Genomic DNA, 12,041 nt, shown 5'->3' with positions numbered 1-12,041 from the left:
ATCGGGTGTCGGCGAGGATGCTATGACTGTTCGGCGAGGTTTCGCCCGTAGAGCCGCAGCAGCTCGTGGAAGCGATAGCGGCTCGGGCTGGGCGAGTCGAGCATGCCCAGGTCGACGAGGCTCTCGACGATCTCCTCCGCGTCGAGCACCTCAAGGTCGAGGGCGGCCGCCGCGACAGGCAGCGAGAACGAGGCGGTCTCGAGGTTCGTGAGCAGTCTGAAGGCGCGCGCCTGCGCCGCGCCGAGCCGCTCGTAGCCGAGCTGGAAGGTCGCCTCGACGGTCATGGTGCCGAACCGCAGCTCAGACAGGCGTCTTCGCTCGTCGGCCAGCCTCCCGGCCAGGGAGGAGATCGTCCACAGCGGCCTGGAGACCAGCCGGGAGGCCGCGATGCGCACCGCGAGCGGCAGGAACCCGCACAGGACGACCGCGTACTCCGCCGCCTCCGGCTCAGCGAGGACCCGCTCTTCCCCCACGATCTCGGTGAACAGCCGCACGGCGTCGCGGGATTTGAGCACGTCGAGGTCGACTCTGCGCGTGGTCGGCAGCCCGGCGGGCTTGGCCCTGCTCGTCACCAGGACGGCGCAGCCTCCCGTCCCCGGAAGGAGGGGCCTGACCTGCGTGTCGTCCACGGCGTTGTCCAGGATGACGAGCATTCTGCGGTTCACCATGAGGCTGCGGAAGAGCGCCGCCCGCTGTGTCGGGTCCTCGGGGATGGCCGGATCAGGATGGCCGAGCGCGCACAGGAACTCGCGCAGCGCCGCGGTGGGTTCGACGGGCCGGACTCCGGTTCCGCACAGGTCGATGTAGAGCTGGCCGTCCGGGAACGCGTCGCTGAGCAGGTGAGCGACGTGGATCGCCAGGGCCGTCTTGCCCACGCCGCCCTTGCCGGAGAGACTCACCACGGTGGTCGCCTGCCCGGAGCCGGACTTCAGCACCTCGGTGAGGAGGGCGACTTCCTCGTCCCTGCCGGTGAAGTCGTACAGGTCGGCGGGCAGCTGGGCCACCCGCGGGAGTGCCCCTTCTTCGTGGCGGACCGGCGACGGCCCCGGGTCGGATCCGAGGTCGAGCCGGGCGGGCAGCAGTTCGGGGTCCGACGTGAGGATGCGTCGATGCAGTTCCCTGAGCTCGCCTCCCGGGGCGATGCCGAGTTCCTCGGCGAGCAGTCGCCTGGTGCGGTCGAAGACCTCCAGCGCTTCCGCCTGCCGTCCGCAACGGTACAGAGCCAGCATCAGCAGACCGCTCAGCGACTCCCGCAGGGGGTGCGCGGCAGACAGCACGACCAGGTCTGCCACGGCCTCCGTGGCCCGCCCGAGCTCGATGTCCAGTTCGAGCTTGAGCTGCAGGGCGCTCAGGCGGCGGTCGCCGAGCCTGTCGCGCTGAGCTTCGGCGTACGGCCCGGCCGTGCCGTCCATGGCGTCGCCCTGCCACAGCCCGAGGGCCGCTGCGAGCAGCGCGCGGGCGCGAGTGAGGTCGCCCTCCGCGCGGGCTTTCTCGGCCTCGGCGTACCTCTCTTCGAAGACCGATACGTCCAGCGCGCCCTTGGGGACGGACATGGCGTAGCCGGTGCCCACGGAGACGACCACGCCGGGCCTCGACCTGTCGGCTTCCAGCACCTTCCGCAGCCGGTAGGCGTAGGTCCGCAGGGTGCTGAGGGCGCGCAACGGCGGATCCTGTCCCCAGATCGCGGCGATGAGCGCGTCGCAGGTGATCGCCCTGCCCTCGTGGAGAAGGAGGGCGCCGAGCACCGCACGCTGCTGTGGCGAGCCGAGGTTGAGTTCCTTGTCGCCCTGCCAGGCCCGCACTGGACCTAGTACCGAGAAATACAACCTATGAGATCGTTCCATACCGCGCCTTCGGAATATTCGTACGAATGATAGCTATTTGCTCTGTTCGGCGACTCGTTGTGGATCAGGTTTGGGGTGGGTTTCACGGTGTTGCGGCCAGCACAGTTACCGGCTGACATCCCTGACTTCACCGGCAGAAAGGAGCTGATCGCCCAGCTGGCGGAGCGGCTCACCATCAGCCCGGGCAACGCGCTGACCGTGGTGGCCGTCTCGGGGGCGGGCGGGACCGGCAAGACCACGGTGGCGCTCCACGTGGCGCATGCCGTGCGAGCCGCGTTCCCGGACGGGCAGCTCTACGCGAGCCTGCGCGGTGCAGGAGCCGCACCCCTGCGGCCCGAGGACGTGCTCGCCGACTTCCTGCGAGCGCTCGGCCTCAGCGCCAGGGAGATCCCCTCGGGGGTCCACGAGCGGACCGCGAGGCTGCGGTCGGCGCTGTCGGGACGGCGGGTGCTGATCCTGCTCGACGACGCCACGGACTCCGGTCAGGTCGCGCCCCTGATGCCCGGAGCCGCCACCTGCGCGGTGCTGGTGACCAGCAGGTCGTGGCTGGGCGACCTGCCAGGCGCCCACCAGGAGGGGCTCGGCCTGTTCCGCCGGGAAGAGGCGTTGGAGTTGCTGGCTCGCGTCGCGGGGACGGAGCGGGTCGCCGCCCAGCCCACGGAAGCGGTCAAGCTGGTCGAGTCCTGCGGCCTGCTGCCGCTGGCCGTACGGATCGTGGCGGCGCGACTGGCCGCGCGGCCGGGCATGAGCGTGGAGGTGCTGGCGAGGCGGCTCGCCGACGAGCGGCGCAGGCTCGCCGAGCTCAAGATCGGCCGCGATGCGGTGGAGTCGTGCTTCGCACTCGGTTACGAGCCGCTCGACGCCGATCACGCCAGGGCGTTCCGGCTGCTGGCGCTGATGGACGGGCCTGACCTGTCCGTCGCCGCCGCGGCGGCCGTCCTGGATGTGGGCCAGGCAGAAGCCGAGGACCTCTGCGAGTCGCTCGTCGATCTGAGCCTGCTGGAGTCGCGAGGGCCCGCCCGCTACCGCTACCACGATCTGGTCCGCCTGTACGCCAGAGGGCTCGCCGAGCAGGCGGACCCGGCGAACGAACGGACGGCCGCGCTCGACCGGCTGCTCGACCACTACCTCGCGGGAATCAGAGGAGTCTGCAGGGTCTCGCTCCCCGGGTTCGTCCATCAGGCCGGGCACCAGGGCCCTGAGCTGACCTTCGCCGACGCGCCCGCGGCCCGCGCCTGGGTACGCGCGGAGCAGGTCAACGTCAGCGCGGCGGTCGAGCAGGCGGGGCGTTCGGGAACCCGCGTCCTCTCAGAAGAGGTGCCGCTGCTGGCAGAGGTGACGGGTTTGGCTGAGATCGACGACCGGCTCATCCTCGGCGCCGTCCTGCACGCTCTGGGGCTGGGCGCGCTCCGGGTGCGCGGCGTCGACGAGGCGATCAGCCTGTTGTCGGCGGCGCTGGCCGTCGCGGAGGCGCAGCACAGCCCTCGTCTGGCGGCCAGCGCCCACGGCCTGCTGGCCATGGCGCTGGGTGACGCCGGCTTCGTCGGCGAGGCCAGGGCCCACGTGGAACAGGGGCTCCGCCTGGCGCACGAGATCGGCGACACCCAGGGGATCGGGGTCAACCACCTGGGCGCCGCAGCGGCGGCGTTCCGGTCGGGCGACATGGAGGAGGCCATCGACAGCCTGCTCAAGAGCGCTCAGGCCTACCGCGAAGGCGGGCTGCCGCTCAGGGCGGCGTGGGCGTCCCATCGCCTCATGGACGCCTACCGCGCCCTGGGCCGCCCAGAAGAGGCGGTGAAGGTCGGCGAGGAGGCGCTGCCGCTCTACCAGTCGATGAACGACCCCTTGCTCACCGGCAGGATCCTGAGCCGCCTCGGACAGGCGTGGACCGACCTCGGAGAACCGGAACGGGCCCTGCGCTGCTGGAAGGAGGCCGACGTGATCCTCGGCCCCTACGACATGGCCGAGGGGCGCGCCGTTCGCCGCCATCTCGGGATCGCCTGACGGCAGGACGAGCGTTCACCGGTTGGTGATCGGCTGTCCATGGCCTCGGTGAAAGCTGTCATGACCCATAGCGACAGCACGAAGGAAAAGACATGTCCTGGAACAAACTCGCCCTGAGCGTCTCCGTTCTCACTTTCCTGACCCTGGGGACGGCGGCCTGCGGCTCGGGAGGCGAGACCGCCGCCGTGGCCGACACCAAGGGGTGCAAGGAGATGCAAGCCATCATGGGGGCCGCGGTGACCGAGCTCCAGAGCAGGGCTGGGGACCTCGAGGCGATGAAGCAGCTCTACAGCGACAACGCACAGAAGATCAAGGCGCTGGACGTCGACGAGAAGGTCAAGGAGGCCCAGGGCGCGATTGTCTCCCTTTACGAGGAACTGGCGGGGATCAGCGCGCCAGAAGAGGCGGACCAGTACACCGACAAGGCCAGCGCGACCGTGTCGAAGCTGAACTCCGCCTGCACCGCCTGAGGGAAGACGATGTTGAGCAGACGATCCGTCATCAAGGGCGCGGGAGCCGCGGTCGTGGGGAGCGCGCCGGCGGCCCACGCCGCCCACGATCCCGGCGACCGCCTCGCGACCAGGCTCAGGTCAGCGGTGAAGGGCACCGTACTGTTCCCTCGCGACCCCGGCTTCGCGGCGGAACACGCTGGATACAACCCCGTCGTCCGGCACGCCCCCAAGGCGGTCGTGGTGCCCGCCGACGCCGGCGACATCCGCACCGCCGTCCGCTTGGCCGGCCTTCTCGGGCTGCCCGTCGCCGTGCAGGCCACCGGCCACGGCATCAGCGCCGCCGCCGATGGCGGGATCCTGATCAACACCCGGCGGCTGGCCTCGGTGACGATAGACCCGGTCAAACGCGTCGCCAAGGTCGCGGCCGGCACCAGGATGCGGACGCTCGTCGAGGCCGCAGCGGCGCACGGCCTGGCGACGATCAACGGCTCCTCGCTCGACGTGGGCGTGGTGGGCTACACGCTGGGCGGAGGGCTCGGCCCGCTCGGCCGCAAGTACGGCTACGCCGCCGACCATGTGCGGGCCGTCGACCTGGTCACACCCGGCGGCCGCCCGCTTCGCCTGTCGCAGGACAGGCACGCGGACCTGTTCTGGGCGGTTCGAGGCGGCAAGAGCAACTTCGGGGTGGTCACCGGTATGGAGATCGACCTGGTCGAGGCGGCGACCCTGTACGGCGGCGCGCTCTTCTTCCTCGGAGAGGCGGCCCAGCGGGCGGTGCGCGCCTACCCCGCCTGGGCGGCCGGGCTGCCCGAGGAGATGACGACCACGCTGGCGTTCATGCGGCTGCCCAAGGCGCCCTCCGTGCCCCCGCCCCTTCAGGAGCGGGTGGCGGTGCGCCTGACCGCCGCATACCTCGGGCGGGACCAAGAGGGCAGGCGGCTGCTGGCGCCGATGCTGGCCGCCGGGCCGGAGCTCGACACCATGCGTGCGCTGCCGTACGAGAAGATCGGGACGATCTCCAATGATCCGTCCGTGGCGCCCCTGCCTGTCTTCGAGCGCACCGGGCTGCTCCGCGCTCTGGACGCCGCCGCCGTGGAGCGGCTGCTGGCCCTGGCCGGCCCCGGCGTCAAGCTGCCCTTCGGGGTGATCGAGCTCCGGCAGCTGGGCGGCGCCCTCGCCCGTCCGGCCGCGGTGCCCAACGCCATAGGACACAGGGACGCCGAGGCCCTGCTCTTCATGGCGACCCCGGCGCCCGCAGCACAGGCCGGAGCGGTGCGGAAGCAGCAACAGCAGCTGATGGACGGCCTCGAGCCGCACCTCACGGGAGGCATGTCGGCCAACTTCATGAGCAGCGCCGACCTCGCCCCCGAGCAGGTCCGCGCGGCCTACACGCCGGCCGACTACGCGCGTCTGACGCGGATCAAGCGGGTCCACGACCCACGCAACCTGTTCCGCGTCAACCACAACATCAGGCCGGCGTGACGGCCGTCACGGCATCCTTACCTCCAGGAACGGCCCGGTAGTACACCGAGACCGGCGGCACGCGGCCCGCAGCGGGCAGGCCATCAGGGCGGCGCCCACGTCCCCGGACAGCGGCTGCCGGTCGGCTCGGCCGCCTTTCCGCGGATCGCCGGCTCTCCCGCCCGCCGGTCCACATCGTCCAGGCGCGACGCGGCGACCTTGGACGCCCGCGGCACCGGCCAGCGACATCACCGCGAAGTCCCGGCAGCCGACCGCGGTGTCGCGATCGAGCCGTCCGCTCAGCCAGCCGCTCGCGCGGCGCGGAGAGCCGGAAACCTTCGAGTTCCCGCTCGACCGCGCCGAACTCCTGGTGTTCTTCCGGCCGGACCACTCCATGCCATCACGTACGCGTGATCCTGCGCGGTCCTCGGCGTGGACCCTTCAGCGAGCCGCATCGTCTTGAGCTCGGCTGTCTGCCCCGCCAGCGGCCGATTCGTGCGGTGGGAATCCGAGTACGGCGAAGCGGAGGCCGCTCACATCAGGTCTTCCCGAGAGGTCCGATCTCGTATCCCACCCGCGTGGACGCCCGGAGACGGCGACGTTTATCACCCGTCAACCAGGTGTAAATGCACACGACCCATTCTCTGCTGTCATGACTTATCAGCCTTTTCCTCCAGAACAGGCCCTGGTTCCTCCGCTTTCGGAACCTCCGGCAGCCCCCGAGCCGGAGCGGGAAACGGCCAAGGGCAGCGTGCTTGAGGTCTTCGAGAAGATCGGGTCGGTCGCCGTGCCGGTCGCCGTCGGCATGTACGCCATGCTGTACCTGGGGTTGGCCCAGGTCTACGTGGTTTTCGGCATCACCCCCGAGCAGGCCGGCCTGGACCAGGCGACGATCTTCGGCCGGCTCATCGGCACGCTGATCGAGCTCTTCCTGGTCGCCTTGCCTGGAGTGGGGTTGCTCATCGCGCTGGGCTGGCTACTCAACCTGGCCACCCGCGGATCGGTCGGCCGGCTGGTGCACAGGCTCCGCGAGCAACCGTGGATCGCGGCCACGGTAGGCGCTCTCATCTCGGTCGTCGCCTACTGGGCCTATTTCGGCACGCTGTGGGAACTGTCCGGCGGCACTCGCCTGGTGGCCGTCGCGCTGGTCGCGGTCTTCGGACTGCTGGTGCCGTTTCGCCTGATGCGGAGGCACAACACAGGCCGGGCCGGCATGAAGGTGCTCACCGGTGCGCTGTTCGGCATCGGGCTGGGACTGATCCTGGTCGCCCAGATGGTCCACGGCGCCGCCGACATCGCCGCCAACGGCAACGGCAACGCCCTGCTGCAGACTGTCGGCTTCCAGAATCAGTGGGCCACCGTGGGCGACGGCGACGGCAAGCCGCTGAACAAGGACAACCCGGACGAGCTGTTCCTGCTCCTGGGCGAGAAGGAGGGCGCCTACGTGCTCTACGACTGCGGCAAGCAGGAAACCTTCCGCCGCTCCATCGAGGGCACCACACTAGGCAGGATCGAGTTCGATCCGGACTTCTCCGATCCCGAGACCGGCGAGGTCAAGGCCTGCGGCTACGCGCTGGAGGCGCAGGATTCCGGGACCGGGGAGCAGTAGCCGTGTCCCGCGAGCGGCTGCGCTACTGGTTCGACAACACGATGTCGAAGGGAACGCCCGCCCTGATCGGTTGGCTGGCGGTGGCATCGGCGGTGCTCGTCGGCGTTGTCACCGCGATCGCCGCCCCGATCGCGGGCGAGAACGGGTCCTGGTGGAATGTCGCCTGGATGAGCCTGCTCCGCACCCTCGATCCGGGCACCATGGGCAGCGACGAGGGCAGCCCGTTCTTCGTCTTCATGATGCTCTTCGTCACCATCGGCGGAATCTTCATCGTCAGCTCCCTGGTCGGCGTGCTCACCGCGGGCCTGGACTCGAAGCTGGAGAACCTGCGCAAAGGCCGGTCGCGCGTGGTCGAGAGCGGGCACAGCGTCGTGCTCGGCTGGTCGGAGGAGGTCTTCGCGATCGTCTCCGAGCTGGCCAAGGCCAAGGAGAGCGAGAAGCGCCCGGTCGTGGCCATCCTGGCAGACCGGGACAAGGTCGAGATGGAGGAAGAACTGCGCGACCGGCTCGGTGATGTAGGGCGTACCCGCATCGTGGCGCGCAGCGGCGATCCCGCGGAGCCGACGGCCTTGGATCTGGTGAGCCCGGACACGGCTCACTCGATCCTCGTACTGCCTACCGATGACGCTGAGCTGATCAAGACCCTGCTCGCGCTGGGCCACCGCCCGTGGACCGGCAGGCGGCCGCCGATCGTGGCCGCCGTGACCGAAAGCGACAATCTCCCTGCTGCCCGTCTGGCGGGCGGGTCGCACGTCGAGATCATCGACTCGCAGGACGTCGGCGCCCGCTTGGTCGCGCAGTCATGCCGTCAACCTGGACTGTCCGCCGTCTACAGCGACCTGCTGGACTTCGACGGCGAAGAGATCTACATACGGGCCGAGCCCGCCCTCGTCGGCAGGATGTACGGCGAGGCGCTGTTCGCCTACGACAGCGCGGCGCCGATCGGCGTGCGCCGCGACGACGGTTCCGTGGTGCTCAACCCGCCAAGCGAGAGCGTGATCCGGCAGGGCGATCAGCTCATCCTCATCGCCCCCGATGACTCCGCCATCCGGCTGGCGACGGCGCCGGCCGTGGTGCGACAGGAGGCGATCGCTCGCCCCGGTGTCCCACAGCGGGAGCCGACCAAGACCTTGATCATGGGCTCGAATCACCGACGGTCCAGGATTCTGCGCGACCTGGCGCCCTACCTGCTGACCGGTTCCGAGATCCACCTCGCCGGGCCCATCGTCGCTGACCTCCCACTGCCACCGGGCGTGCTCGTCTCCGCCAAGGAAGTCGACGTCACCAGCCGCACCGCGCTGGAGTCGCTCGGCATCGGCGGCTACGACCATGCGATCGTGCTCTCCGATGGTGCCTACGATGCTCAGAAGGCCGATGCCAGGACCCTGGTGACCCTGCTGCACCTGCGAGACATGCGGACCGGCGTGGCGATCGTCAGCGAGATGAACGACGAGCGCAACCGGAAGCTCGCCGAGATCGCCGAGGCCGACGACTTCGTGGTCGGCGGCAAGCTGGTCAGCCTGCTGCTCACCCAACTGGCCGAAAACCGGCACCTGGGCCAGGTCTTCGACCAGCTCTTCTCCCACGAGGGCTCGGAGATCTACCTCAAGCCGGCGAGCGACTACATCGTCCCCGGCGCCACCGCCACGTTCGCCACCGTGATCGAGGCGGCCAGGCGCCGCGGCGAAACCGCGATCGGCTACCGCCTGACCACCTCCGCCAGCCAGGCGCCTCAGCACGGGGTCACCCTCAACCCCGACAAATCAGCCCCGCTGGCGTTCCAGCCGGGCGACAGAGTGATCGTCCTCTCCGAGGACTGACCGAAGGAGAGGACGACATGGCGGAGGACCTGAGATTCTCCCTGCTCGGCCCGGTGCGCGCCTGGCGCGGCGGTCAGGAGCTGGATCTGGGCTCGCCGCAACAGCGCCTGGTCCTGGCCATGCTCCTGCTGGCCGAAGGTCGTGCGGTCGGCAATGACCGACTCGTGGACGCCGTCTGGGGCAAAGAACAGCCGCGCACCGCACTCAGCACTCTGCGCACCTACATCTCAAGGCTGCGCCGGGTGCTCGGTGATGGTGTCGTGTTCTCCTTCGGAGACGGCTACGCACTGCACGGCGGCCTGCGTGACGTCTCGGAGGTGGAGCGACTCCACAGTGAGATGCGATACGCCGAGGCACTCGCGCTCTGGCAGGGCGAGCCGCTCGCCGGGCTTGAGGGCTTCTACGCGCAGGCCCAGCGTGTCAGGCTGGTCGAGCGGCAGCTGACCCTACTCGAACGCCGCCTCGACCAGGACCTTGGGGATGGCCGCCACGCGGAGGTCATCTCCGAGCTCACCGTGCTGTGCGCGAGCCACCCGACCAGGGAGCGACTGCGGGCGCTGCTGATGCTGGCGCTCTACCGGTCGGGCCGCCAGGCGGAGGCCATCGGCGTCTACATCGACACGCGTGAACTGCTCGCCGACGAGCTCGGGGTGGATCCGTCCCGGGAGCTGACCGTGCTCTACCAGCAGATCATCAGCGCCGACCCAGTACTCGGCCGGACGGTACGGCCTGCGGCGCACACGGCGGTGCCGAAGCACACGCCCAGACAACTGCCCGCCGATGTCGCCGACTTCACCGGCAGGGAGAAGGAAGTCGAGGGCATCGCGGCCGCGCTGCGGGCCGGCGAGACCTCGGCCCTGGTGGTCTCGGCCGTCGCCGGCGTAGGCGGAGTCGGCAAGACGACCCTGGCCGTTCACGTCGCACACCAGCTGACCGGCGATTATCCAGACGGGCAACTCTTCGTTGACCTGCGTGGTGCCGGCGCCAAACCGGTCGAGCCCACCACGGTCCTCGGCTCGTTCCTCCGGGCGCTCGGGCAGGATGACCTACCGGAGGAACCGGCGGAACGAGCCGCGCTCTACCGTTCCGTTCTCGCCGATCGTCGCATACTCGTGGTTCTCGACAACGCGTCCGACGTCGGCCAGGTACGACCGCTTTTGCCAGGCTCGCCACGCTGCGGCGTGCTCATCACCAGTCGAGCCAGGCTGACCGGGCTCACCGGCGCCCGCCAAGTGGACCTCGAGGTGCTCGGCCCCATTGACGCGCTGGAACTGTTCACCAGGATCGTGGGCGAGCATCGCGTGGCCCTCGAGTGCGGTGCCGCCTTGGACCTCGTCGCGGCCTGTGGCTTCCTCCCTCTGGCGATCAGGATCGCAGCCGCCAGGCTGGCGGCCAGGCCGAACTGGAGCGTCGCCACCATGCGTGACCGGCTGTCAGACGAACGCCGCCGACTGGCCGAGCTGCGGGCAGGCGACCTGGCCATCGAGGCCACCTTCTCGCTGGGCTATGAGCAGCTCGACACGGCGCACTCGCGGGCCTTTCGGCTGCTGGCCGTACCAGATGCTGCCGGCGTCTCGTTGCACGCGGCGGCCGCGCTGCTCGACCTTCCTGAAACTGAAGCTGAGGCAGTATGCGAGAGCCTGGTCGACGTGAGCATGCTCGAGTCGCCGTCACCCGGGCGCTACCGCTTCCATGACCTGCTCAAGATCTACGCCCGATCCCGGTCCGAGGATCACGAGGTACAGCGGTCGGCGCTCGGCCGGTTGCTCGACTTCTACCTGGCGTCCATCGCCTCGGCGTTCCGGCAGTTGTATCCCGGCGACCGTCGGCCCGCCAAGGTGCGAACCCGCCTGGCTGGGCTGTACTTCGCCGACGCGACAGCTGCGGTCGAGTGGGCGGACCAGGAGGAGCAGAGCTTGCTCGGGTGCATCGAGCAGGCCGCCAGGACCACGGGCACTCTCGTGCATCAGGTCGTCCAGCTGCTGGACATGGCGGCGGACGCACTCGGGTATGAGTCAGACCCCGCACGGTACGAACAACTCGGCGACCTGGTCGTGTCAGCAGCCGTCGAGTCTGCGGAAAGGGCCTGGGAAGCGCAAGCCCGTTGCCTGCGCGGGCTGACCCGGGTGAGCAGGAGCCGTCTGGACGCCGCCACCGAGGACGGCCTGGCAAGCCGGGAGCTCAGTCTGCAACTGGGCGACCTGGACACCTATGCCGAGTCGCTGAACCTCCTCGCTCTGAGCGCGATGAGCAGGCGACAGATGACCGAGGCGGTCGACTGGTACTTCCAAGCCGTCGAAGTGTGGCGCTCACTGGACGACAAGGCCGACCTTGCGCTCGGACTGGGGAATCTGGCACGGGCGTTGATCGACCTCGGCCGGGTGAGCGAGGCCATCGCCGCGGCGCAGGAGGCCGAACAGATCTCCCTCGGTCTCGGCGACGGCCGGCCGGACCCGAGCGCGGCCTACCAGCTGGGAATAGTGCTGCGTGAAGCCGGCTACCCGGGTGAGGCTCTGGTCAAGCTCGAGATCGCACTGGCGGAATACCGCAGGCTCAAGCAGCGGACGTGGGAGGGTGCGGTGCTTTTCCGGATGGCCGAGACGCACCTGGCCGCGAACGCGTCCGAGCGCGCGCTCGACCACGCCGAGGACGCGCTCGCGATCCTTGCGGAGGCGGGTGACGAGTGGGGGCAAGGTATGGCGTTGACCGCGCTCGGTCGGGCGCTGGGCGAGTTGGGCCAGCCGGGACGGTCGCGGGCCTGTCTGCGCGAGGCCCTGGAGATCTTCGATCGGCTCTCGCTGCCGGAGGCCGCCGACGTCCGCCTGCTGCTCGATGCGGTTGAAGCCTGAGG

Annotated in this window: 7 protein-coding genes; 6 read left to right on the top strand and 1 reads right to left on the bottom strand. The window is 69.7% G+C overall.

Translation table 11 applies throughout. The features are described from left to right. Nucleotides 1-20: 20 nt before the first annotated feature. Entirely contained in the window at nucleotides 21-1,802 is a 1,782-nt protein-coding gene (locus tag AC3EO4_RS06430) for an AfsR/SARP family transcriptional regulator (RefSeq protein ID WP_431894254.1), read from the bottom strand. A gap of 129 nt (nucleotides 1,803-1,931) precedes the next feature. On the opposite strand from AC3EO4_RS06430, the gene AC3EO4_RS06425 reads away from it, so the two are divergent. From AC3EO4_RS06425 to AC3EO4_RS06400, 6 genes are all read left to right on the top strand, one after another. Continuing rightward, complete coding sequence (locus tag AC3EO4_RS06425) at nucleotides 1,932-3,848, top strand: NB-ARC domain-containing protein (protein WP_431894253.1); 1,917 nt, start codon at nucleotides 1,932-1,934, stop codon at nucleotides 3,846-3,848. A 92-nt stretch (nucleotides 3,849-3,940) separates the two neighbouring features. Continuing rightward, a complete protein-coding gene (locus AC3EO4_RS06420) occupies nucleotides 3,941-4,318 on the top strand; it encodes a hypothetical protein (protein ID WP_379573146.1) in 378 nt (125 codons plus the stop codon). Nucleotides 4,319-4,327: 9 nt separating this feature from the next. Continuing rightward, nucleotides 4,328-5,782, top strand: a complete 1,455-nt coding sequence (locus tag AC3EO4_RS06415) for an FAD-binding oxidoreductase (RefSeq protein WP_431894252.1) — start codon at nucleotides 4,328-4,330, stop codon at nucleotides 5,780-5,782. Between the two features lie 730 nt (nucleotides 5,783-6,512). Then, nucleotides 6,513-7,370, top strand: coding sequence for a hypothetical protein (locus tag AC3EO4_RS06410; protein ID WP_431894251.1), 858 nt, complete (start codon nucleotides 6,513-6,515; stop codon nucleotides 7,368-7,370). A 2-nt stretch (nucleotides 7,371-7,372) separates the two neighbouring features. After that, nucleotides 7,373-9,190 (top strand): CASTOR/POLLUX-related putative ion channel, encoded by a 1,818-nt coding sequence (locus AC3EO4_RS06405; protein ID WP_431894250.1) that lies wholly within the window; start codon nucleotides 7,373-7,375, stop codon nucleotides 9,188-9,190. 17 nt (nucleotides 9,191-9,207) lie between these two features. Further along, on the top strand, nucleotides 9,208-12,039 hold the full coding sequence (locus tag AC3EO4_RS06400) for an AfsR/SARP family transcriptional regulator (protein WP_431894249.1): 2,832 nt from the start codon (nucleotides 9,208-9,210) through the stop codon (nucleotides 12,037-12,039). Nucleotides 12,040-12,041 lie beyond the last annotated feature (2 nt).

Source organism: Nonomuraea sp. bgisy101 (genome assembly GCF_057708945.1).
This window is presented reverse-complemented; position numbering and strand designations above follow the sequence as displayed.